The sequence below is a fragment of the Streptomyces griseoluteus genome (assembly GCF_004784465.1).
GTDB lineage: Bacteria > Actinomycetota > Actinomycetes > Streptomycetales > Streptomycetaceae > Streptomyces > Streptomyces griseoluteus.
The window spans coordinates 219,143-242,070 of record NZ_SRRU01000007.1 but is presented as its reverse complement, the minus strand read 5'-3'; the positions used below and the strand labels follow the sequence as shown (position 1 = coordinate 242,070).

The following is a 22,928-nucleotide window of genomic DNA, read 5'->3' as shown; positions in this document are numbered from 1 at the left end:
GACCGCCTGCCCCCAAGGTGTGTCAGGCCGTGGCCGCGTAGGCGGCGGCCGGCTTCTCCAGGACGATCATCTCGACGCCGTCGGCGCCCAGCGAGCGCCCCACGGCCCGGTAGCCCAGCTTGCGGCAGAGCCGCAGCCCGCTCTCGCTGCGGTGCCCGGTGCGCATCCGGTACGTGGTGGCGCCGCGCTGCTCGGCGAGCGCCTTCTCGGCCGCCCCCAGCAGACGGGCACCGATGCCGTGGCCCTGCAGGCGGGGGTGGACGCACAGCATGCCGATGGCGGCCGCGCCGTCCTCGGTGAGCCGGCCGCGCACCGAGCCGACCACCTCGTCCCCGAGCCGGGCGACGAAGACGCAGTCGGCGGCGACCTCCTCGCGCACCTGGTCAAGGCTCTGCACCAGCGGGTCGATGCGGTAGTTCCCGTAGCGCGCTGCCTCGCTCTGGAAGCAGAGGTACTGGAGCCGGAAGATCTGCTCCGCGTCCGGCTCGGCCGCCGCCGAGATGGTCACGCTCATGCCCATGTGCGCATGCCTCCCGCTCACCTGATCGCTGTTGTCCCCCACCTCTATCCCCGTGCTTCGGCACTGGCAACCTCCGCCGCCAGCATTCGTCGCAGACATCCCAGACATCTGGAGCGTTCCGGTCCGAGGCTGCCCTGTGAGATGCCCAACTCCCCCGCGATCTCGCGGTAGGTGAGATCGCGCGGGGAGAGCAGGGCCGCCATGATGCGCGGACAGCGGCCGGGCAGCCTGCGGACCGCGTCCCGCACCACCCGGTGCCGGGCCGCGCTGAGGGCGAGCTGTTCGGGGCCGGGCCGGGTGTCGTCGGCGGGCTCGTCGTCGTAGGGCCGCTCCACGCCGTGGGTACGGCGGCTCAGCCGCCCTTCGTCGCGTACGGCGTCACGGAGCCAGCCGGACGGGTCCGGGGGCGGGCCCTGGCTCTGCAGCCGCTCCAGCAGCCGGAGCCAGACGGCCTGTTCCAGATCGCCGGGTTCGCTCCCGGAGGCATATGCCTCGGCGGACGCCTCCGCGGTGAGGAGCGGGCGCAGCTCGGTCAGCAGGTCGTGGGTCATATGCGTCGAGACGCGCCGTCCCGGCAGGCGGGTTTCCGGGACGGCGCGCTGTCACCCGGATCAGCGGGCGCGGGGCGCAGGTGTTGACGCTCCGCCCGGCCTCAGTGGCCCAGGAAGTCGGCGCGGGCCAGCACCCCGGTGTCGGCGTTGTCGGTGAAGACGCCGTCGATCCCAGTCGCGAAGTAGGCGCGGTACGCGCCGAACACGTCCCCGTAGCCGTCCGGGTCGCTGCCCTTGCGGAACTCGGCCGGGAGGAACGGGTTCTCGTTGCGCATGGTGTACGGGTGCAGGATCAGGCCGACCTTGTGCGCGTCGGCGACCAGCCGGGTCGGTTCGCCCAGGGTGCCGTCGGACTTCTTGGGGATGACCAGGTCCAGGGTGGGGCCGATGCCCTGGGCGTACCCCGCGATCTCGCGCAGCCCCTTCGGCGTGACCAGGTCGGCCACCGTACGGGGGTCGCCGGTGGCGACGAAGTCGTAGGGGCGGGTGCCCGCGGCGTCGAGGAGGACGACCAGCGGATTGTCGACGATCCGGTTGAGCCGCTGGATGCTGGTCGGCTCGAAGGACTGCAGGACGACCGGCGAATTGCGGGTGTCCTTGCCGTACTTGCGCAGCAGCTTGGCCACCCGCTGCTCCGGGTCCAGGCCGAGGCGGCGGAAGTAGGTCGGGTGCTTCAGCTCGGGGTAGATCCACACCTGGCGGCCACGCTCACGGGTGCGGGCGTCCTGCCACTTCAGCACCTCCTCGAAGGTGGGGATCTCCCAGCGGCCGTTGTAGAGGGTGTTGTGCGGGCGGTTGGCCGGGATGCGCTCGACGGCGCGCAGCGTCTTCAGCTCCGCGAGTGTGAAGTCCTCGGTGAACCAGCCGGTGACGGAGACGCCGTCCAGGACCTTGGTGGTCCTGCGGCCGGCGAACTCGGGGTGCGAGGCGACGTCGGTGGTGCCGCCGATCTCGGGCTCGTGACGGCAGACGAGATGCCCGTCCTTGGTGGGCACCAGGTCACCGGCCTCCACGATGTCGGCGCCGAGTTCCAGCGCGAGGTCGTAGGAGCCGAAGGTGTGCTCGGGGCGGTAGCCGCTGGCGCCCCGGTGGCCGATGATCGTCGGCACCGGCAGGCCCTTCAGGCCGCGTCCGCCGGACCCGGCCGTCCGGGTGTCCGCCGCCCGGGCGGCGGAGGGCAGCCCGAGGACCGCGCCGCCCGCGCCGAGGACCGCCGCACCGAGGACCGCGCGCCGTCCGGTCGCGCGCGAGGGCTGGTTGGTCCGGTCGCTTTCCATACGCGTCTCCCGCTGTCGTTACGAAGGTCTTCGTGGGTCTGACCTGTGCTGTGTCTCCTGGGGTGCGCGCCGATCGTAGGGGCGTGGACATGACGGAGGGGAGACCTCGGGAGGAACACGCGGATGCGGGCCGATGGCACGCCGGGGGGTTCCGTGGCGGATGAGCCGGTGTCAACAACACGTAAGACCTCGGTGAATCGCGCGGCCCGATGTGCGCTTTTCCCGTAGCCGCGAGTAATGTCCTCACCTGCACAGACTCATATCGTCCGCTCGGCCTGGAGGACCCGTTGTCCCGCTTCGCGCTCATCAAGGCAGTGCTCGCGCCGGCCATGCGCCTGATGTTCCGCCCCCAGGTGGAGGGCCTCGAGCGCATCCCCGGTGAGGGCCCGGTGATCCTGGCGGGCAACCACCTCACGTTCATCGACTCGATCGTGCTGCCTGTGGTGTCCAAGCGGCAGGTGCAGTTCATCGGCAAGGACGAGTACGTCACCGGCAAGGGCATCAAGGGGCGGGCCATGGCCTGGTTCTTCACCGGGGTCGGCATGATTCCGGTGGACCGGGACGGCGCCAACGGTGGTGTGGCGGCGCTGATGACCGGGCGCCGGGTTCTTGAGGAGGGCAAGGTCTTCGGCATCTATCCCGAGGGGACGCGTTCTCCCGACGGGCGGCTTTACCGGGGGCGTACGGGGATTGCCCGGCTGACGCTCATGACGGGGGCGCCCGTGGTGCCGTTCGCCATGATCGGGACGGACAAGCTTCAGCCCGGCGGAAAGGGTTTTCCCCGGCCGGGGAAGGTCACGGTGCGCTTCGGCGAGCCGATGGAGTTCTCCCGGTACGAGGGGATGGACCGGGACCGGTATGTGCTGCGGGCGGTCACCGATTCCGTGATGGCCGAGGTCATGCGGCTTTCCGGGCAGGAGTACGTGGACATGTACGCCACGAAGGCCAAGGCCGCCTGAGCCTTCGGCGATTCGGCCGTCTTCCGGGTGCGGGTGTGCGGGGGCCGGTCGCGCTCCCGCGGCGGCAGCCGCACGATCGGCACAGCCCCGCGCCCCTAAAGACCCCTGTCGAGCCGTTGGTTCCTCAGCAGGAGCCATGCTGCCGCCGAGGCCGTCAGCAACACCACCGCTCCTGCTCCCGACGCCAGGTGCAGGCCGTGCACGAACGACTCTCTGGCCGCTTCCAGCAACGCCTTGGACGTCGGGGCGGGCATCCCCGCCGATGCTTCCACCGCCGCGCCCAGGGACTCGTGGGCCGATTCCGGGGTGCCCGGCGGGGCCGCGAAGTCACGGTAGGCCGCGGTGACGATGGAGCCCAGCAGGGCGATTCCCAGGGCCGCGCCCAGTTCGTAGGCCGTTTCCGAGACCGCTGAGGCCGCGCCGGCGCGGTTCTTGTCGACGCTGGAGAGGATCACGTCGGAGGTGACGGTGAAGGAGAAGCCCGCGCCGGTGCCGACGATCAGCAGGGCGGCGCCGAGCAGGGGATAGCCGGTGGTGGCGTCGAGCGTGGTGAGGACGGCGAGGGAGACGCCGATCGCGGCGAGGCCGCCGGAGACCACCGCGCGTACCGAGAAGCGGCGGGCCGCGCGGCCCGCGATCAGGCCGGCCACCACCGCGCCGACAGCGGCGGGCAGTTCGGCGAGACCCGCCTCGAACGGGTGCCTGCCCTGGACCAGTTGCAGGAACTGGGACAGGAAGAACACCAGCCCCGACATCCCGAGCACGGTCAGCAGATCCGCGAGCACCGCCCCGCTGAAGCCCCGGTGCCTGAACAGCCGCATGTCCAGCAGCGGGGCCGGCAGGGTGAGCTGGCGCCGGACGAAGCCGTACAGCGCGGCCGCGCCCAGCAGGCCGGTGGCCGGGGTGAGCGGGCCGAAGCCGTGGGTGGCGGCCTCCTTGACCGCGTAGACCAGCGCGAGCATGCCGACCAGCGACAGCAGCACGCTCGCCAGGTCCCACGGACCCGGGTCCGGGTCGCGGGACTCGGGCAGGGTGCGGATGCCGACCAGGACCAGGACCGCCATCACCGGCAGGTTGATCAGGAACACCGAGCCCCACCAGAAGTGCTCCAGCAGGAAGCCCCCCACGATCGGGCCGACGGCCGTGCCGGCGGAGGCGGTGGCGCCCCAGACGCCGATGGCGAGGCTGCGCTCGCGCGGGTCGTGGAAGAGGTTGCGGATCAGCGCGAGGGTCGCGGGCATCAGGGTGGCCCCCGCCACGCCGAGCAGGGCCCGCGACAGGATCATCAGGCCGGGCGTGCCGGCGTAGGCGTTGAGCACCGAGATCGCGCCGAACGCGGCCGCGCCGCACAACAGGATGCGCTTGCGGCCGACGCGGTCGCCGAGGCTGCCCATGGAGACGAGCAGTCCGGCGATGACGAACGAGTAGACGTCCCCGATCCACAGCAGCTGGGTGCCGGAGGGGTGCAGGTCCTCGCTGATGTAGGGGGTGGCGAGGCCGAGGACGGTGGCGTCGACGGCCACGAGCAGGACGGCGAGGACCAGCACCGCGAGCGCCAGCCAGCGGCCGGGACGCGGCTCGGTCTCGACGGGTACGGGCTGCCGCAGGGTGCTGGTCATGATTCCGCCCTGCGCAGCGCGCCGCCGAGCAGCAGTTCGGCGACCATCGTGGGGAAGTCACGGGGGGCCACGCGGCCGTCCACCGTCGCCCAGGCGCACGAGGTGATCAGGCCGTAGAAGGCTTCGGTGAGCCAGCCGGGAGTGAGGTCGATACGGAGTTCGCCGTCGCGCTGGCCGCGCTGGAAGAGGGCGCTGATCCGGGTGTCCAGGCCCAGCCATCCGGTGTTCTGCCCCTCGCCCTCCCAGAGCTGGTTCTCGCCGTAGAGGAAGGCGAGCAGTCCGGCGGCCGGCTGGATCTCGCGGACCAGACGGCGTACGGCGTCGGCGGCGGGACCCTCGTCAAGACGGGCGCGGTTGAGCGCCGCCTCACACTCCGCGATGCCGAGCGCCTCCAGCGCGCGGACCAGGGCGTCACGTCCGGCGAAGTGGCGGTGGAGCGTGGCACGACTGATCCCGGCGGCGCGCGCGACCTCGTCCATGGTCGCGGTGGACTTGCGGGTCAGCAGGGCGGCGGCGGAGCGCAGCACGTGGTCACGGTCGAGAGCCATGAGACCAGGATACCTCGCCTGAGACATGAGTGTCTCAACACGGGCATGCGGGTCTCAGTGCCAGGGCAGCTCGCCACGCCGTGCCCAGTAGGTGTGCGGGTCCTCCGCGAGGGTGTCGAGGCGGGTCCGCTGGTCGTCGGTGAGGTCGACGGCGGCGGCGTGGAGGTTGGAGCCGAGCTGGGCGACGGTCGCGGCGCCGGACAGGACGACACCGGCCCAGGGGCGGCAGAGGATCAGCGCCAGGGCTACGGCGTCGGCGCCGAGGCCGGTCTCCTCGGCGATGTCCCGCAGGGCGTCCGGCGCGTGCTCCGGGGCGAGCCGGCCGTTGGCCATGCCCTCCTTGACGATCACGGTGAGCCCGGCGTCGTGCGCCTCCGCCAGGGCGGGGCCGGCCGAGGTCTCCAGCGCGTTGTACGTGGACTGCACGGTGCGGAAGAGGGGCGCGCCGTCGGCGGTGATCTCCAGGGCGGCCCGGACGGTGTCGGCCTGGGCGGGGCCGCTGGTGGAGAAGCCGATGGTGAGGCCGCCTGCGGCCGCTTCCGCGAGGCGGGCGTGCAGGGCGCGGTCGGTGAGCGCGGGGCTGTCGGGGGTGAGGGAGTGGATCTGGTAGAGGTCCAGCCGGTCGCCGAACAGTTCGGCCGTTTCGGCGCGCTGCCGCTCGTACGTGGGGAGGGTGTGGTCCTTGACCTCGTGCTGGTCGGCGTGGGTGGACCAGTCGGCGGTGTAGGTGTATCCCCACTTGCTGCCGACCACCACGTCGTCGGCCTCCGGGTGAGCCTTCAGCCAGTCCGCGAGGAACTCCTCACTGCGGCCGTAGGACCGGGCGGCGTCGAAGTAGCGGACGCCTTGGGCGTATGCGGCGTCGAGGAGTTCGTGGGTGCGGGTGCGCAGCGCTTCGGCGCTCCGGTCGTCCCCCAGGTCGCGGGCCCGGTCCAGGTTGATGTAGCCGGGGCGGCCCACCGCGGCCAGGCCGAGGCCGAGGTGGCAGGTGGGGGTGGTGGCGGAGGAGAGGCGGGCGAAAGGCATCGCGGGTCCGTTCGGTCGGCTCCAGGGGGCGCGTGACCAACGTAACCGGCCGCCCAGGAGCTCGGGGGGTCCGGCTCCTGGGCGGCTGCGGGCCTTTGTGGCTAGTCGCGCGGTTCCCCGCGCCCCTGGGCGGCGCTGTCCTTGGCCTTGGCCCATTCGTGCTGGGTGGCCAGGTCCTGCTTCACCTCGGCCAGTTGCAGCGCCACCGCGCTCGGCGCCGTACCGCCCCGGCCGTTGCGGGACGCCAGTGCGCCCTTGACGTTCAGTACCGTGCGGACCTCGGGGGTGAGGTGGGGGGAGATCTTGGCGAACTGGTCGTCGGTGAGGGCATCGAGTTCCTTGTTCTCGGACTCCGCCACCTTGACGCACTCCCCCGCCACCTCGTGGGCGACGCGGAACGGGACGCCCTGGCGGACCAGCCACTCGGCGATGTCGGTGGCGAGGGAGAAGCCGGCCGGGGCCAGTTCCTCCATGCGCTCGCGGTGGACGGTGAGGGTGGCGATCATGCCGGTGAAGGCGGGGAGCAGCACCTCGAGCTGGTCGCAGGAGTCGAAGACGGGCTCCTTGTCCTCCTGGAGGTCCCGGTTGTAGGCGAGCGGCAGCGCCTTCAGCGTGGCCAGCAGGCCCGTGAGGTTGCCGATCAGCCGGCCGGACTTGCCGCGCGCCAGCTCCGCGATGTCCGGGTTCTTCTTCTGCGGCATGATCGAGGAGCCGGTGGAGAACGCGTCGTGCAGGGTGACGAAGGAGAACTCCTTCGTGTTCCAGATGATGATCTCCTCCGCGATCCGCGAGAGGTCGATGCCGATCATCGCGGTGATGAAGGCGAACTCCGCGGCGAAGTCCCGCGAGGCCGTGCCGTCGATGGAGTTGCCCGCGCTGCCCCGCTCGAAGCCGAGGTCACGCGCGACCGCCTCGGGGTCCAGGCCGAGGGAGGAACCGGCGAGCGCGCCGGAGCCGTACGGCGAGACGGCGGTGCGCTCGTCCCACTGGCGCAGCCGCTCGGCGTCCCGGCCGAGGGACTGGACGTGGGCCAGCACATGGTGGGCGAAGAGCACCGGCTGGGCGTGCTGGAGGTGGGTGCGGCCGGGCATCGCCACGTCCGGGTGGGCCTCGGCGAGGCCGACCAGGGCGTCCTGGAGGTCCGCGATCAGGCCGCCGATGATCCGGGCGTGGTCGCGCAGGTACATCCGGAAGAGCGTGGCGACCTGGTCGTTGCGCGAGCGGCCCGCGCGGAGCTTGCCGCCGAGATCGGGGCCGAGCCGCTCCAGCAGGCCGCGCTCCAGCGCGGTGTGCACGTCCTCGTCGGCGATGGTGCCCACGAACTCGCCCGAGGCCACGTCGGCTTCGAGCTGGTCGAGCCCCGCGAGCATCCGGGTCAGCTCGTCCTCGGTGAGCAGGCCCGCCGTGTGCAGCACCCGCGCGTGGGCGCGGGACCCGGCGATGTCGTAGGGGGCGAGCCGCCAGTCGAAGTGGACGGACGCGGACAGCTTCGCCAGGGCCTCGGCGGGACCGTCGGCGAAACGGCCGCCCCAGAGCCGTACGTCACCGCTCTTGCTGCTCACTGCGTTGCTCCTCGAGCTCGTGGTGTGCCACCGCCTCCCCACCTTCGCAGGTGAGGAGGCGGCTTTCCCTCTGCTGACTGATAACGACGCTGCTTACGCCAGGTCCCGCTTGGCGGCGATCTTCGACGACAGGCTGTAGATGTCGATGAAGCCCTTGGCCGCGGCCTGGTCGAAGGTGTCGCCGGTGTCGTAGGTGGCGAGGTTGAAGTCGTACAGCGACGACTGGGACCGGCGGCCGGTGACGACGGCGCGGCCGCCGTGCAGGGTCATCCGGACGTCGCCGGAGACGTGCTCGTTGGCCTCGGTGATGAAGCCGTCCAGCGCCCGCTTGAGCGGGGAGAACCACTGGCCGTCGTAGACCAGTTCGCCCCAGCGCTGCTCCACCTGCCGCTTGTAGCGGGCGAGTTCACGCTCGACGGTGACGTTCTCCAGCTCCTGGTGGGCGGTGATCAGGGCGATGGCGCCCGGAGCCTCGTACACCTCGCGGGACTTGATGCCGACGAGGCGGTCCTCGACCATGTCGATCCGGCCGATGCCCTGGGCGCCCGCGCGCTCGTTGAGCTGCTGGATGGCCTGGAGGACGGTGACCGGGCGGCCGTCGATGGCGACCGGCACGCCGCGCTCGAAGGTGACGACGACCTCGTCGGCCTCGCGGGCCTCGGCCGGGTTCGAGGTGTACTCGTAGATGTCCTCGATCGGGGCGTTCCAGATGTCCTCCAGGAAGCCCGTTTCGACGGCGCGTCCGAAGACGTTCTGGTCGATGGAGTACGGGGACTTCTTGGTGGTGGCGATCGGGAGGTTCTTCGCCTCGCAGAAGGCGATCGCCTTGTCGCGGGTCATCGCGTAGTCGCGGACCGGGGCGATGCACTTCAGGTCGGGGGCGAGGGCGACGATGCCGGCCTCGAAGCGGACCTGGTCGTTGCCCTTGCCGGTGCAGCCGTGGGCGACCGTGGTGGCGCCGTGCTTCTGCGCGGCGGCGACGAGGTGCTTGACGATCGTCGGCCGGGAGAGGGCGGAGACCAGCGGGTAGCGGTCCATGTACAGGGCGTTCGCCTTGATCGCCGGGAGGCAGTACTCCTCGGCGAACTCGTCCTTGGCGTCGGCCACTTCGGCCTCGACGGCACCGCACGCGAGGGCGCGCTTGCGGATGACGTCCAGGTCCTCGCCGCCCTGGCCGACGTCCACCGCAACGGCGATGACCTCGGCGCCCGTCTCCTCGGCGATCCAGCCGATGGCGACGGAGGTGTCCAGTCCGCCTGAGTAGGCGAGTACGACGCGCTCGGTCACGGGTTCTCTCCTCACGTGCATTCGCTGATATGCATGAGTATGCAGAACTCCGCATGATTCGTCAATCGCGGAGGTGGGGTAGGCAGCGGGCATGGGAAAGACGTATGAACGCATCGACGGCAAGATCCGGAGATTCATCGAGGAGCAGCCCCTCTTCTTCACGGCGACCGCACCCCTGGCCGGCGACGGCACGGTGAACCTCTCCCCCAAGGGCCTCAAGGGCTCGTTCGTCGTGCTGGACGAGCTGACGCTGGCGTATCTCGACTTCGCGGGCTCCAACGCGGAGACCGTGGCGCACCTGCGGGAGAACGGCCGGATCACCCTGATGTGGTGCGCCTTCCAGGGCCCGCCGAACATCGTGCGCGTGCACGGCCGGGGCGAGCCGGTCTTCCGCGACGACCCGCGCTTCGGCGAGCTGCTGGCCGCCTTCCCCGGCATCGACCCGGCCCCGCACGGCCTGCGGGCGATCATCGTGGTGCACGCCGAGCTGGTGCGGGACTCGTGCGGGTACGCCGTGCCCCGCATGGTCTACGAGGAGGACCGCGATTCGCACCGCAGGCGGTTCAGCAGGGAGGACGACGCCTCGCTCAGCGACTACTTCACCGGTAAGGAGCACATCGCGACGAGCATCGACGGGCTGCCCGGCCTGCCGTTGCCGCTGCCGCCCTCTACGGTCTGAGCCATGCGCCGCCGACTGGTCACCGCCCTCGTCTCCGCCTCCTTCTGCGCGCTCGGTCTCACGCCGGCCGACACGCCGTTGCCCGAGCGCCTCGCGGACACCGGCGGCGGCACCCAGCTCATCACCGCCGAGGCCCCGGACGCGGGCTCCACCACCGGCACCCTCACCTGGTGGGACCTGCGGCAGGGGCGGTGGACGGCGGCCGGGACGGCGCCCGCGCGGTTCGGCTCGGGCGGCCTGGTGGAGGGCACCTCACGGCAGCAGGGCACCAGTACGACACCGGCCGGGCTGTACGACCTGCCGTTCGGCTTCGGCACCGAGGCCGCCCCGGCCGGGACGCGCGTCAAGTACCGTCCGGTCGCCGAGGGTTCCTGGTGGTGCCAGGACAACGACTCCCGCGCCTACAACCGCTGGGTGGACCCCCTCCCCGCCGACTGCCGCGCCTCGGAGGCCGAGCGCCTGGTCTCCTACACCACCCAGTACGCCCACGCCCTCGTCATCGGCTTCAACTACCACCACCCGGTGCGCGGGCGCGGCGCGGGCATCTTTCTGCACGTCAACGGCAAGGGGGCGACGGCCGGTTGCGTCTCCGTGCCCCCTGAGGCCATGGCGGAGATCCTCCGCTGGACCGACCCGTCCAGGCACCCGCACATCGCCATCGGAACGGAGGGCGGGGCCACCGCGCTCGTCCGTCACTGACCCCCGTCAGGTCGCCCGCCGGGACGCTGAACACTCCGCCCGCACCGCACGTATGTGTGGGCCAAGGGTCAAGTCCCCCGGAGGAACCGTGACCACCACGCTCGCAGGCGGACGTGCCGCCCGCCGCCAGACGATGCGCCGCATCCGCCCGCGCCGCTCGCCGGCCGTCCCGCTGCTGCTCGCGGTGTGGGCGGGCGCGGCGGCCGTGCTGTGGCTCTGGTGGCACAACACCCCCTCGATCGCCGACAACGCCGGCCGGGTCCTGAACGCCGGGCGGATCACCGGGCTGCTGGCCGGGTACCTGATGGCGCTGGTCGTGCTGCAGATGGCGCGCGTACCGGCGCTGGAGCGGCGGGTCGGCTCGGACCGGGTGGCCCGCTGGCACGCGATGAGCGGCCGCTACACGCTGAGCCTGGTCCTGGCGCACGTCTTCCTCATCATGTGGGGATACGCCCTCCAGGCGGGCAAGACGCTCGGCGACATCGTCCAGCAGACCGTCGACTCGGTGAACCAGCTCCCCGACATGGGCAAGGCGGCCATCGGCACCGGCCTGTTCGTGGTGATCGGGCTCTCCTCCATCGGCGCGGTCCGGCGCAGGCTGCCGTACGACACCTGGTACCACGTGCACCTGCTGACCTACGCGGCGGTGTTCCTGACCTTCTGGCACCAGATCACCACCGGCAACGACTTCGCGGTCGAGCCGATGGCGAAGACCTTCTGGTACGTGCTGTACGGCGTGGTGACCGCGCTGGTGCTGTGGTACCGGGTCATCGTGCCGGTCCGGCTGAACCTGCGGCACCGGATGCGGGTGGAGGCGGTGATCGAGGAGTCGCCGGGGATCGTGTCGGTGCTGATCTCCGGGCGGAAGCTGCACCGGATGGGCGCGGAGGCGGGACAGTTCTTCCGCTGGCGGTTCCTGGCGCCGGGGATGCGGTTCAGCTCGCACCCGTACTCGCTCTCGGCGGCGCCCCGGCCGGGCATGCTGCGGATCACCGTCAAGGCGATCGGCGACCACAGCGCGCGGCTGCGCGAACTGGAGCCGGGCACACGTGTATGGGCGGAGGGCCCGTACGGGGCGCTCACCGCGCAGCGGCGCAGCCGGGGCAAGGTGCTGCTGGTGGCGGGCGGGGTCGGGATCACGCCGATGCGCGCGCTGTTCGAGACCCTGCCGGGTGCCGCCGGTGACATCACCCTGCTGTACCGGGCCAACACCACGCAGGACCTCGCCCTGTGGGACGAGCTGGCCGCGATCGCCGAGGAGCGGGGCGCCCGGCTGATGTACGCGGTGAACAGCCCGGAGGGCGAGCGGCCGGACATCTCGGCGGAGAACCTCCGCCGCAAGATGCCCGACATCGACCGCCACGACGTCTTCATGTGCGGGCCGCCCGGCTTCGCGCAGGCGGTGTACGAGGCACTGCGCGGCGCGGGGGTCCCCGCCCGGCGCATCCATCACGAGTCGTTCGAGATGTGAGCGGAGCTCCAGAAGCCATGAGGAAGAGCCACCCCATCCGTCGCGTGATGCTGGCCACCGCGGCCACCGTGTCCGGTGTCGTGCTGCTGCTGTCGCTGAAGCCCGCGTCCGACCCGGCGTCGGCCTCGGCGGCCGCCCCGCCGGCGTCGGCGGCCGCGCAGGAGTCGCCGCAGGGCGGGTCCGGCGGCGGTGCGCCGGCGTCCGGCCAGGCCGGCACGGTCACCGGGGACGCGGCGCAGACGCCGTACGGAGCCGTGCGGGTCCGGCTGACGGTCAGCGGCGGGAAGATCACCAAGGCGGAGGCCGTCGAGGCGCCGAAGGGCCCGACGAGCGACGAGAAGACCGCCCTCGCGGTGCCCCGGCTGAACCAGGCGGTCCTCGCGACGCAGAACGCGGACATCGACTCGGTGTCGGGGGCGACGTACACCAGCACCGGATACAAGAAGTCGCTCCAGTCGGCACTGGACCAGGTCAAGAAGGGTTCCGGGGGCGGCAGTTCGGGTGCGGCACAGGCCCGTACGGTCACCGGCAGCACGGAGCAGACGCCGTACGGGGCCGTCCAGGTGCGGATCACGCTCAGCGGGAAGAAGATCACCAAGGCGGAGGCGGTCCAGGCACCCAAGGGCCCGACGAGCGACGAGAAGACCGCGCTGGCGGTACCCCGGCTGAACCGGGCGGCGGTCGCGGCGGGCAGCGCGGAGATCGACTCGGTGTCCGGGGCGACCTACACCAGCACCGGGTACAAGAAGTCGCTCCAGTCCGCGCTGGACCAGGCCGGTGGCTGAGACGGTGGCCGAGCGGGCGGGGACACCGCATGTGCTGCGGCATGCCGAGGAGGTCATGGGGACCGTCTTCTCCTTCGACGTGCGCGGCGGCGACCCCGGCGAGGTGCGCGCGGCGCTGGAGACGGCGGTCGCGGAACTGCATTGGGCCGACGCGGTGTTCAGCACCTACCGCACGGACAGCGAGGTGTCCCGGCTGGCCCGTGAGGAGCTGACGCCAAAGCAGTGCGCTCCCGAGGTGCGCGAGGTGCTGGCGCTGGCCGCCGAGGCGGAGCGGGTGAGCGACGGCTGGTTCAGCACCCGGTACCGGGGGACGCTCGACCCGACCGGCATCGTCAAGGGCTGGTCCGCCGAGCGGGCCGCGCGCACGCTGGCCGCCGTCACCGGGGTATGCGGAGTGAGCGTGAACGGCGGGGGTGACGTCCAGATGGTGGGCGCGCCCGAGCCGCACCGGGCCTGGCGGGTGGGCGTGGCCGATCCGCTCCGGCCGGGCGGGCTGGCGGCGGTGGTGTCGGCGGCCGGCGCGGACGAGCTGGCGGTGGCGACCTCGGGCACGGCCGAGCGGGGCGCGCACATCGTGGACCCGCGCACCGGCCGCTCCGCGGTGACCGACCTGGTCGCCGTGACGGTGGTGGCACCCCGGCTGACCTGGGCGGACTGCTGGGCCACCGCCGCCTTCGCGATGGGCTCCCGCGCGGGCCTGGCCTGGCTGGAGTCCCTCCCGGACGTGGAGGGCCTGCTGATCACCGCGGGCGACGAGGTCCGCTGCACGGGAGGTCTGGCGACCCGGCTGGGCTGAGCGGGACCCCCCGCAGCCCGCCGGCGGCCTACGGCGCGTTCTGGGCGAGGCGCAGCAGGTGGTCGGCGAGGGCCTGGCCGCCGGTGGCGTCCCGGCTGATCAGCATGAGGGTGTCGTCGCCGGCGATGGTGCCGAGGACGTCGTGGAGTTCGGCCTGGTCGATGGCCGAGGCGAGGAACTGGGCGGCGCCCGGCGGGGTGCGCAGCACGACGAGGTTCGCGGACGCCTCGGCGGAGATCAGCAGCTCCTGGGAGAGCCGCCGCATCCGCTCCTCCTTGGCGGAGCCGCCCAGCGGGGCGCGCGGGGTGCGGAAGCCGCCCTCGCTGGGCACCGCGTAGATCAGGTCGCCGTCGGTGTTGCGGATCTTGACCGCGTTCAGCTCGTCCAGGTCGCGGGAGAGCGTCGCCTGGGTGACGCTCAGCCCGTCGTCGGCGAGCAGCTTGGCGAGCTGGCTCTGCGAGCGCACCGGCTGCCGGTTGAGGATGTCCACGATCCGGCGGTGTCGGGCCGTCCGGGTCTGCGGTACGGCGGGTCCGCCCGCCGCCTGATCGTGGTCCTGCGCCTGGCTCATCGTCGTCTCATTCTCGGGGTCGTCCGTCCTCGGTGCTTGCGTCGAGGATGCCGGGCAGCGCCTGGAGGAAGGCGTCCACCTCGTCGTCGCGGAGGTTCAGCGGGGGCATGAGCCGCACGACGTCGGGGGCGGGCGCGTTCACCAGGAACCCGGCCTCCTGGGCCGCCGCCTGCGCCTGCGTGGCGTGCGGCCCGGTGAGCACGATACCCAGCAGCAGGCCCGCACCCCGGACATGGTCGACCAGCGGGTGGTCCAGCGCCTCGATCCCGGCGCGCAGGGCCTCGCTCTGCCGCTTGGTGTTGGCGAGCAGGTCCTCGTCCTCGATGGTGTCCAGGACGGCCAGTCCGGCGGCGCAGGCGACCGGGTTGCCGCCGAAGGTGGTGCCGTGCTGGCCGGGCCGCAGCAGGTCGGCGGCGCGGCCGAAGGCGACGGTGGCGCCGAGCGGCAGTCCGCCGCCGAGCCCCTTGGCGAGGGTGACGACGTCGGGCAGTACGCCCTCGTGGGCCTGGTAGGCGAACCAGTCGCCGGTGCGGCCGACGCCGGTCTGCACCTCGTCCAGCACGAGCAGCGCGCCGGTGGCGGCGGTGATGGCGCGGGCGGCCTTGAGGTAGCCGGGCGGCGGCACCACGACCCCGCTCTCGCCCTGGATCGGCTCAATGATCACCATGGCGGTGTCCGGGGTGACGGCGGCGGCGAGCGCCTGCGGGTCGCCGTACGGGACGTGTGTGACGTCGCCGGGCAGCGGGTGGAACGGCTCCTGCTTGGCGGGCTGGCCGGTGAGGGCGAGGGCGCCCATGGTGCGGCCGTGGAAGCCGCCGTCGGTCGCCACCATGTGGGTGCGCCCGGTGAGCCGGCCGATCTTCAGCGCGCCCTCGTTGGCCTCGGCGCCGGAGTTGCAGAAGAACACCTTGCCGTCCCGGCCGAACAGCCGCAGCAGGCGCTCGGCGAGGGCGACGGGCGGCTCGGCGACGAACAGGTTGGAGACGTGGCCGAGGGTGCCGATCTGCTCACTCACCGCGCGGACGACCGCCGGGTGGGCGTGCCCGAGGGCGTTGACCGCGATACCGCCGACGAAGTCCAGGTACCGCTTGCCGTCGGCGTCCCAGACGGCCGTCCCCTCGCCCCGCAGCAGGGGGAGGCGCGGGGTGCCGTAGTTGTTCATGAGCGCGCCCTGCCAGCGCGCGGTCAGTTCCTCGTTGCTCATGACTCCCCCGGTGTGTCCGGCTCGTCGGGCACGACCATGGTGCCGATGCCCTCGTCGGTGAAGATCTCCAGCAGGATCGAGTGCTGGACCCGGCCGTCGATGACGCGGGCGGTGCGCACGCCGTTGCGTACGGCGTGCAGGCAGCCCTCCATCTTCGGCACCATGCCCGAGGAGAGGTCGGGCAGCAGTTTCTCCAGCTCGGTGGCGGTGAGGCGGCTGATCACCTCGTCGGAGTGCGGCCAGTCCTCGTAGAGGCCCTCGACGTCGGTGAGGACCATGAGGGTTTCGGCGCCCAGCGCAGCAGCGAGTGCCGCAGCCGCCGTATCAGCATTGACGTTGTAGACATGTCCGTCGTCCTCGGAGCGGGCGATCGAGGAGACGACCGGGATACGGCCGTCGGCGAGCAGGGCCTGGATGGCGCCGGTGTCGATCTCGGTGATCTCGCCGACGCGTCCGATGTCGATGAGTTCGCCGTCGATCCTGGGCCGGTGCCGGGTCGCGGTGATGGTGTGGGCGTCCTCGCCGGTGAGGCCGACGGCGAGCGGGCCGTGCTGGTTGAGCAGGCCGACCAGCTCGCGCTGCACCTGCCCGGCGAGCACCATCCGTACGACGTCCATGGCGTCCTCGGTGGTGACGCGCAGACCGGCCTTGAACTCGCTGACGATGCCGTGCCGGTCGAGGGCGGCGCTGATCTGGGGGCCGCCGCCGTGCACGACGACGGGCCGCAGGCCGGCGTGGCGCAGGAAAACGACGTCCTGGGCGAACGCGGCCTTCAGGCTCTCGTCGACCATGGCGTTGCCGCCGAACTTGATGACGACGGTGCGGCCGTGGTGGCGGGTGAGCCAGGGCAGCGCCTCGACGAGGGTCTGCGCCTTGGGCAGGGCGGTGTGCTTCCGCGTGGGGGTGCTCATGAGCTGTACGCGCTGTTCTCGTGGACGTAGTCCGCGGTCAGGTCGTTGGTCCAGATGGTCGCGGTCTCGGTGCCGGCGGCGAGGTCGGCGACGATGTGCACCTCGCGGTAGCGCATGTCGACCAGGTCGCGGTCCTCGCCGACCGAGCCGCCCTTGCAGACCCAGACGCCGTTGATGGCGACGTTCAGCCGGTCGGGCTCGAAGGCGGCCTTGGTGGTGCCGATGGCGGACAGTACCCGGCCCCAGTTGGGGTCCTCGCCGTGGAGGGCGCACTTGAGGAGGTTGTTGCGGGCGATGGACCGGCCGACCTCGACGGCGTCCTCCTCGGTGGCCGCGTTGATCACCTCGACCTTGACGTCCTTGCTGGCGCCCTCGGCGTCGCCGATGAGCTGGCGGCCGAGGTCGGCGCAGACCTCACGGACGGCGTCGGCGAAGTCGTCGTAGCCGGGGGTGATGCCGGAGGCGCCGGAGGAGAGCAGCAGGACGGTGTCGTTGGTGGACATGCAGCCGTCGGAGTCGACCCGGTCGAAGGTGACCCTGGTGGCGTCGCGCAGCGCCTTGTCCAGCTCGGCGTCGGTGAGGTCGGCGTCGGTGGTGAGGACGACGAGCATGGTGGCGAGGCCGGGGGCGAGCATGCCGGCGCCCTTGGCCATGCCGCCGACCGTCCAGCCGTCCCGGCTCACCACGGCGGTCTTGTGGTGGGTGTCGGTGGTCTTGATGGCGAGGGCGGCCTTCTCGCCGCCGTGCTCGCTCAGGGCGGCGGCGGCCTTCTCGACGCCGGGGAGCAGCTTGTCCATGGGCAGGGTGACGCCGATGAGGCCGGTGGAGCAGACGGCGACCTCGATGGCGCCGCGGCCGAGGACCTCGCCGACCTTCTCGGCGGTGGCGTGGGTGTCCTGGAAGCCGCGGGGGCCGGTGCAGGCGTTGGCGCCGCCGGAGTTGAGGACGACCGCGCTGATCTGCCCGCTCTTGAGGACCTGCTCCGACCACAGCACCGGGGCGGCCTTCACGCGGTTGGAGGTGAAGACACCGGCGGCGGCCCGTCGGGGGCCGGTGTTGACCACGAGGGCCAGGTCGGGGTTGCCGTTCTGCTTGATCCCGGCGGCGATGCCCGCCGCGGTGAATCCCTTGGCCGCTGTGACGCTCAAGGTGCGACTCCGATCGTGGAAAGCCCGGTGGTCTCGTCGAGCCCGAGGGCGATGTTCATGCTCTGTACGGCACCGCCCGCGGTGCCCTTGGTCAGGTTGTCGATGGCGCTGATCACGATGACCCGGCCGGTCTCCGCGTCCAGGGCGACCTGCACCTGGACGGCGTTGGAGCCGGTCACGGCGCCGGTGGCCGGCCACTGCCCCTCGGGCAGCAGCCGCAGATACGGCTCGTCGGCGTACGCCTTCTCGTAGACCGCGCGGACCGCTTCCGCGGTGACCCCGGCGCGCGCCTTGGCGCTGCACGTGGCGAGGATGCCGCGGGGCATGGGGGCGAGGGTCGGGGTGAACGAGACGCTCACCCGCTCCCCGGCGGCCGCGCTGAGGTTCTGGATCATCTCGGGGGTGTGCCGGTGTCCGCCGCCGACGCCGTAGGGGGTCATGGAGCCCATGACCTCGCTGCCGAGCAGATGCGCCTTGGGTGCCTTGCCCGCCCCGGAGGTGCCGGAGGCGGCGACGATCACGGCCTCGGGCTCGGTGATCCCGGCGTCGTAGGCGGGGAAGAGGGCGAGGGAGACGGCGGTGGGGTAGCAGCCGGGTACGGCGATGCGCTTGACACCCTCCAACGCGGCGCGCGCGCCGGGGAGTTCGGGCAGACCGTAGGGCCAGGTGCCGGCGTGCGGGGAGCCGTAGAACCGCTCCCAGTCGGCCGGGTCGGCAAGCCGGAAGTCGGCGCCGAGGTCGATCACGAGCACGTCCGGGCCGAGCTGCTCGGCGACGGCAGCGGACTGCCCGTGGGGCAGCGCCAGGAACACCACGTCGTGCCCGGCCAGCGCCCCGGCGGTCGTCTCCGCCAGTACCCGGTCGGCCAGCGGCGCGAGCTGCGGCTGCAGCTCCCCCAGCCGCCGCCCGGCACTGGAGTGCCCGGTGAGCGTCCCGACCTCGACCCCGGCATGCCCGAGCAGCAGCCGCAGCAACTCCCCGCCCGCATACCCACTGGCCCCGGCCACCGCCGCGCGCACCACCATGCCAACCTCCTTCGCTTGGCATGACTATACGTAGTGCCGCAGGTTTATGCAATCAGGTGTACGAAGGGGCGGTCCCCGTGTGACTGAGCGTCGCAGTTGGCCCGTCCGGCGTCCCGTACGGTCGACCTGTGATGATCAAAACGGGCGACCCCCGCAGTCTCGGCATCCCAGCCTCCGAGGCGCGGCTGAACTTCGATACGGAACTGCAGGAGCTCGGCGGCGGACCGCGGCGCCGCTTGCTCGTGGTCAACGACGAGCCTGCCTTCGAGCTCAGCTTCTACTGCGGCACGTGCCCGCTCCTGTTCCGCCGGCTGGAGACCGCGCGGGAGAAGTTGTCCCTGGAGAGCATGCAGAAACGGCTCACCGGAACGCTGGATGATCCGGACGACGGTGGCGTGATCGATGCGTTCGGCACGTTGTTGCCGAAGGGCGAGTACCTTCCGCTGCTCTTGGAGGTGGAACCCCGGCTGGTCACCCCCGGCAGAGAGGGCGACTACTTCAGCGGCGAACAGGTCACGACGTGGGGAATCGATCAGTTCTGGGGCCTTCCGGAGTACCCGCACACCCCGTACTACCGGACCTTCGAGACCGCGGTCGACTCGGACGCCCACCTCTACGAGTTCGTCGTGCCCATGGTTCCCCCGTCGTGGAACGAGCGGAAGCGGGTCGAGGAATACATCGCGCTCATGGACCAGGGAACGGTCCCCACGGCGGTGGCGATCTCCACCCTGGACGTGTGCCAGCCCGCCATCGACCGGGGAGAGGACTACTTCGTGCACTGGGGCCTGACCCACTTCCTCCTGGACGGACACCACAAACTGGAGGCCGCCGCCACCGCTGGTCGGCCGGTGCGGCTCCTCTCGCTGCTGACCTTGGGCGAGAGCCTGGCTGGAGCAGAAGAGACTGCCCGGCTGCCTGCCTTGCGCACGCAATCCCGCACGGCCCGCCGGATCGGGCGGTAGACGTCGGTACGTGACTCCGGCCAACTACAACACTCAGTGGCCAACCGGTTGCTCAGCTGCGAGTCAGTGGAACCAGACGACGAGGCGTACGTTCTCGGCCCCGTGGACTTCGCTGGGTATGCGCATGACGCTCCAGACCCGGCTCCAGTCGGTGTCGTCCCCTGCGGCTGAGGCGGCGTTCGTGTGCCTGAGGAGTTGGTCTCCTGCCAATCCGTGGTGTCCACCTCGGCCCAGGTCAGCCAGGTAGTCCCGTGCACATCGTGGGGGGCGCCGGACAGACGACGCTGCTTCCGTCAACCCGCCAGGTCACTGTCCAGCGAGCCGTCCAATCCGGACGTCGATCCAGACGGGTGGGTGGCCAGCACGGCCGCGAGGCCCTCTCGCAGGTCCTGGACGAAGTACTCGGGGACCTCCAGTGACGGGAAGTGACCCCCGGCTTCGGGTGACCTCCAGCGGACGATCCGGCGGTACCGCTCCTGTGCCCACGTGCGTGGAGTCTTCTCGATGTCGCGGGGGTACATGGTGATCGCCGACGGGACGTCGACCCGGAGGCCGGGGTCGAGTGAGTTGTGGCTCTCGTAGTAGATACGGGCGGCCGATGCGCCGGTCCGCGTCAGCCAGTACAGGGTGACGTCGTCGAGAACGCGGTCCCGGGAGATCGTCTCGAACGGGCTGTCCTCGGTGTCCGACCACTCGGCGAACTTGTCCAGAATCCAGGCGAGAAGGCCGACCGGTGAGTCGACAAGCGAATAGCCGATGGTCTGCGGCCGGGTCGCCTGCTGCTTCGCGTACGCCGCGCGGTGGTGCCAGAAGTGATGGGTCTCCTCGGCCCACCGGCGCTCGACCTCCGTCAGCCCGTCCATGCTCAGTCCGGGCGGCCCCTCCGCGAAGTTGCTGTGGATGCCGAGAACATGCGCCGGGAACCTGCCGCCGAGGACCGTGGTGATGTTGCCTCTCCAGTCGCCGCCGTGGGCCACGAACCTGTCGTAGCCGAGCCTTCCCATCAGTTCGACCCAGGCGGCCGCGATCCTTTCGGTTCCCCACCCGGTGGTGGCCGGCTTGTCGCTGTATCCGAAGCCCGGCAGCGACGGGACCACCACATGGAACGCCGGCGCGTCCGCGTCCTCCGGGTCCGCCAACTCCTCCACCACATCGGTGAATTCGGCGATGCTGCCCGGCCAACCGTGCGTCAGGATCAGAGGAGTGGCATCCGGGCGCGCGGATCGGCGGTGCAGGAAGTGGATGCCCAGACCGCCGATGGCCGTGCGGAACTGGCCGATCCGGTCGAGGCGCTCCTCGAAGGACCGCCAGTCGTACCCGGTGCGCCAGTAGTGCACGAGATCGACAAGGTCGGCGAGGGGAACGCCCTGCCCCCACCGTCGGGAGCCGGCCGGGGCGCCATGAACCGTCTCGGCTTCCGGGAGGCGCGCCGCGGCCAGTCGCGCGCGCAGATCGTCGAGGTCGGCGTCGGTCGCGCGGGCTTCGAATGCTTGCACGTCGCTGGTCGTACGGGGCACGAGACCTCCTGGCTTCACGGAACCGGCTATGACGGTTCTAACAGCTCTCCGAGCCACGCCGCAACCGGCTATGGTGGTTCTCATGCGTACCGGCTTCCCTGACTTCCGCCTCGGTTCGGTGCTCTCGACCAGCTTCACGGGGACTCTGTCGGAGCGGCACGGCGATGCCGTGGAGCGCATTCCCACCCCGCAGCGACTCGTCGACTGGCTGGCCGTGTACGGCCTCGCCGTGGACTCCTGCACCACCGCCCAGCTCGACCTCGCACGGGAACTGAGGGAATCGATCCACGCCGCCGCCACAGCGGCCGCGATCGGGGACGCTCTCCCGGCGCCTGCCGTCCACGCCATCAACAGCCGCAGTACGCGGGGTCGGGCCGCGGCCGTCCTGACGCCCGAGGGCGAGCGGCAATGGCGGCTCGGCCCGGCTTCCGCCGTGGAAGACGCCCTCGGCGTGATCGCCGCCGACGCGATCTGCCTCATCTCGGGCGAACGAGACGGAAGGCTGGCCCTGTGCGCCTCACCGACCTGCCGAGCCGCCTTCTTCGATACCAGCCGCAGCCGCACCCGCAGATGGTGCGACATGAACACGTGCGGGAATCGCCAGAAGAAGGCGCGCTTCAATGCCGGCCGTCACAGTGGACGGCCGGCACCCAGTGACACCCCCTAGGACCGGGTCGCCCTGCCGCACTCGTCCTCAGGGGACCCGCCCCGGCCGAACGGCGTGTCCCGGTCGTACGGGTCGATCTCCTCGCCGGACCCGTCCGCGTGGCGGTCCGGGCCGAAGGGCGGGACCAGGTAGCCCGTGGGGGTGCCGCAGCCGCCGTTGGTCGTGACGTACTTGTACGAGGTGATCGAGAAGGTGCCGGGCTCGGTGACGACCTTGTCGGGGTCGTCCCAGCTCAGGACCAGTTCGCGGCGGACGATCGTGCGCAGGATCTCGTCGTCGCCGCCCGTGCGGGCGACCGGGTAGACGAAGGTGACGTCGGCGGTCACCTGGAGGGCGCCGCGTTCGCCCTCCCGGTAGGTGAGCGCGCCACGTGTCTTCACCACGTCGCCGACCAGGTGGGCGCGGGCGGGCTGGAAGCGGCTGAAGAGGAGGAGGGGGTCGTTCTTCCCGCCCGGGGTTCGGAAGGCGGTCTTCAGGAGGTGCTGGACGTCCTTCTGGTGCGGGTTGATCAGCGCGATCGCCTTCTCGGGGCGCTCGCCCCGCAGCACCCCCCGGTCCAGGCTGGACGCGACGAGGAAGTCCCGGCTGCGGATGAAGGCCCGCTCGACCTCGGCCGCGCTCATCCAGCCGACCGCCCCGGCCTGCTTCGGCATGGTGATCCCCGCCGCTCCGCTCGCCCAGGTCGCCGCCGGTGAGCCACGGAACGGGTCCTGCGCGGTGGGGCGCTGGGCGTCCGGCCGCGACGAGCCGGAACCGGTGACGAGGTCCACCACCCGTCCGGGCGCGAGCGCCAGGAAGAGCAGGGCCGACACGGCCAGCAGTCCGACCACGTACCGGCCCACGCGCCGTCGGGGCCGCTCGGGCGGGAAGCTGCGCCAGCCGTCCGGACCTCGGTCGGGCTCGGCGCGCAGCCGCCTCGCCACCTCGCGGGCCCGCGCCGACGGCTCCTTGGGAGCATCGGCGGTGCCCGCCACCGACTCGCGCAGGAACCGCTCCCACTCCTCGTCCGACCTGGACGAACCGTCCGGCTCCGTACCCGCGCCCATCCCGCACCCCTTGGTGATCAGTGAACCGCGGCCCACTCCCCTGGGACGCGTCCGCATAATGACACAGAGTGCCGACACGGGGGCCGGCCCAAGTGGCC

23 protein-coding genes are annotated in these 22,928 nt (G+C 71.6%); 8 read left to right on the top strand and 15 right to left on the bottom strand.

Features of this window, described 5'->3' with window-relative positions; all coding sequences use genetic code 11:
• Nucleotides 1–22: 22 nt before the first annotated feature.
• The 3 genes from E5082_RS20565 to E5082_RS20555 form a co-directional block, all read right to left on the bottom strand.
• Nucleotides 23–520, bottom strand: a complete 498-nt coding sequence (locus tag E5082_RS20565; RefSeq protein ID WP_130339775.1) for a GNAT family N-acetyltransferase — start codon at nt 518–520, stop codon at nt 23–25.
• Between the two features lie 44 nt (nt 521–564).
• Nucleotides 565–1,071 (bottom strand): sigma-70 family RNA polymerase sigma factor, encoded by a 507-nt coding sequence (locus E5082_RS20560; protein WP_135792707.1) that lies wholly within the window; start codon nt 1,069–1,071, stop codon nt 565–567.
• A 101-nt stretch (nt 1,072–1,172) separates the two neighbouring features.
• The gene (locus E5082_RS20555; RefSeq protein ID WP_135792706.1) at nt 1,173–2,348 is read right to left on the bottom strand and encodes a glycerophosphodiester phosphodiesterase; all 1,176 of its coding nucleotides are present in this window, start codon (nt 2,346–2,348) and stop codon (nt 1,173–1,175) included.
• 329 nt (nt 2,349–2,677) lie between these two features.
• Here E5082_RS20555 and E5082_RS20550 point away from each other — a divergent pair, with 329 nt between their 5' ends.
• Nucleotides 2,678–3,307, top strand: a complete 630-nt coding sequence (locus E5082_RS20550; protein WP_373310086.1) for a lysophospholipid acyltransferase family protein — start codon at nt 2,678–2,680, stop codon at nt 3,305–3,307.
• Nucleotides 3,308–3,402: 95 nt separating this feature from the next.
• Here E5082_RS20550 and E5082_RS20545 read toward each other — a convergent pair whose 3' ends face one another.
• From E5082_RS20545 to E5082_RS20525, 5 genes are all read right to left on the bottom strand, one after another.
• A complete protein-coding gene (locus E5082_RS20545; RefSeq protein ID WP_135792705.1) occupies nt 3,403–4,926 on the bottom strand; it encodes an MFS transporter in 1,524 nt (507 codons plus the stop codon).
• Nucleotides 4,923–5,474, bottom strand: a complete 552-nt coding sequence (locus E5082_RS20540; protein WP_135792704.1) for a TetR/AcrR family transcriptional regulator — start codon at nt 5,472–5,474, stop codon at nt 4,923–4,925. The genes E5082_RS20545 and E5082_RS20540 overlap by 4 nt, the downstream gene beginning before the upstream one ends.
• A 54-nt stretch (nt 5,475–5,528) precedes the next feature.
• Nucleotides 5,529–6,500 (bottom strand): aldo/keto reductase, encoded by a 972-nt coding sequence (locus E5082_RS20535; RefSeq protein WP_135792703.1) that lies wholly within the window; start codon nt 6,498–6,500, stop codon nt 5,529–5,531.
• 101 nt (nt 6,501–6,601) lie between these two features.
• A complete protein-coding gene (argH, locus tag E5082_RS20530) occupies nt 6,602–8,062 on the bottom strand; it encodes an argininosuccinate lyase (protein ID WP_135792702.1) in 1,461 nt (486 codons plus the stop codon).
• A 93-nt stretch (nt 8,063–8,155) separates the two neighbouring features.
• Nucleotides 8,156–9,349: an argininosuccinate synthase gene (locus E5082_RS20525; RefSeq protein ID WP_190045349.1), complete on the bottom strand. Its 1,194-nt coding sequence runs from the start codon at nt 9,347–9,349 to the stop codon at nt 8,156–8,158.
• 91 nt (nt 9,350–9,440) lie between these two features.
• On the opposite strand from E5082_RS20525, the gene E5082_RS20520 reads away from it, so the two are divergent.
• The 5 genes from E5082_RS20520 to E5082_RS20500 all read left to right on the top strand — a co-directional run bounded on the left by E5082_RS20520 (nt 9,441) and on the right by E5082_RS20500 (nt 13,779).
• Nucleotides 9,441–10,028, top strand: a complete 588-nt coding sequence (locus tag E5082_RS20520) for a pyridoxamine 5'-phosphate oxidase family protein (protein WP_135792700.1) — start codon at nt 9,441–9,443, stop codon at nt 10,026–10,028.
• A gap of 3 nt (nt 10,029–10,031) precedes the next feature.
• The gene (locus E5082_RS20515) at nt 10,032–10,727 is read left to right on the top strand and encodes a L,D-transpeptidase family protein (RefSeq protein ID WP_135792699.1); all 696 of its coding nucleotides are present in this window, start codon (nt 10,032–10,034) and stop codon (nt 10,725–10,727) included.
• An 88-nt stretch (nt 10,728–10,815) separates the two neighbouring features.
• A complete protein-coding gene (locus tag E5082_RS20510) occupies nt 10,816–12,198 on the top strand; it encodes a ferredoxin reductase family protein (protein ID WP_167514108.1) in 1,383 nt (460 codons plus the stop codon).
• A 17-nt stretch (nt 12,199–12,215) separates the two neighbouring features.
• Nucleotides 12,216–12,983, top strand: coding sequence for an FMN-binding protein (locus tag E5082_RS20505; RefSeq protein ID WP_190045350.1), 768 nt, complete (start codon nt 12,216–12,218; stop codon nt 12,981–12,983).
• Between the two features lie 55 nt (nt 12,984–13,038).
• Entirely contained in the window at nt 13,039–13,779 is a 741-nt protein-coding gene (locus E5082_RS20500) for an FAD:protein FMN transferase (RefSeq protein WP_373310087.1), read from the top strand.
• Nucleotides 13,780–13,807: 28 nt separating this feature from the next.
• Here E5082_RS20500 and E5082_RS20495 read toward each other — a convergent pair whose 3' ends face one another.
• From E5082_RS20495 to argC, 5 genes are read right to left on the bottom strand one after another with little or no spacing between them, the layout of a single operon-like run.
• A complete protein-coding gene (locus E5082_RS20495; protein ID WP_030812919.1) occupies nt 13,808–14,350 on the bottom strand; it encodes an arginine repressor in 543 nt (180 codons plus the stop codon).
• A 7-nt stretch (nt 14,351–14,357) separates the two neighbouring features.
• Nucleotides 14,358–15,554 (bottom strand): acetylornithine transaminase, encoded by a 1,197-nt coding sequence (locus tag E5082_RS20490; RefSeq protein WP_135792698.1) that lies wholly within the window; start codon nt 15,552–15,554, stop codon nt 14,358–14,360.
• Entirely contained in the window at nt 15,551–16,465 is a 915-nt protein-coding gene (gene argB, locus E5082_RS20485; protein WP_135792697.1) for an acetylglutamate kinase, read from the bottom strand. The genes E5082_RS20490 and argB overlap by 4 nt, the downstream gene beginning before the upstream one ends.
• Nucleotides 16,462–17,613 (bottom strand): bifunctional glutamate N-acetyltransferase/amino-acid acetyltransferase ArgJ, encoded by a 1,152-nt coding sequence (argJ, locus tag E5082_RS20480; protein WP_135792696.1) that lies wholly within the window; start codon nt 17,611–17,613, stop codon nt 16,462–16,464. Before argJ ends, argB begins: the two co-directional genes overlap by 4 nt.
• The gene (gene argC, locus E5082_RS20475) at nt 17,610–18,638 is read right to left on the bottom strand and encodes an N-acetyl-gamma-glutamyl-phosphate reductase (RefSeq protein WP_135792695.1); all 1,029 of its coding nucleotides are present in this window, start codon (nt 18,636–18,638) and stop codon (nt 17,610–17,612) included. Before argC ends, argJ begins: the two co-directional genes overlap by 4 nt.
• A 131-nt stretch (nt 18,639–18,769) precedes the next feature.
• On the opposite strand from argC, the gene E5082_RS20470 reads away from it, so the two are divergent.
• On the top strand, nt 18,770–19,600 hold the full coding sequence (locus E5082_RS20470; protein ID WP_135792861.1) for a hypothetical protein: 831 nt from the start codon (nt 18,770–18,772) through the stop codon (nt 19,598–19,600).
• Between the two features lie 293 nt (nt 19,601–19,893).
• Here the strand turns inward: E5082_RS20470 and E5082_RS20460 are convergent, their stop codons facing one another.
• Nucleotides 19,894–21,117: an epoxide hydrolase family protein gene (locus E5082_RS20460; protein WP_135792694.1), complete on the bottom strand. Its 1,224-nt coding sequence runs from the start codon at nt 21,115–21,117 to the stop codon at nt 19,894–19,896.
• Between the two features lie 82 nt (nt 21,118–21,199).
• On the opposite strand from E5082_RS20460, the gene E5082_RS20455 reads away from it, so the two are divergent.
• A complete protein-coding gene (locus tag E5082_RS20455) occupies nt 21,200–21,784 on the top strand; it encodes a CGNR zinc finger domain-containing protein (protein WP_135792693.1) in 585 nt (194 codons plus the stop codon).
• Here the strand turns inward: E5082_RS20455 and E5082_RS20450 are convergent.
• The gene (locus E5082_RS20450) at nt 21,781–22,830 is read right to left on the bottom strand and encodes an anti-sigma factor (RefSeq protein WP_135792692.1); all 1,050 of its coding nucleotides are present in this window, start codon (nt 22,828–22,830) and stop codon (nt 21,781–21,783) included. The two genes, E5082_RS20455 and E5082_RS20450, sit on opposite strands and share 4 nt — an antisense overlap.
• Nucleotides 22,831–22,928: the final 98 nt, after the last annotated feature.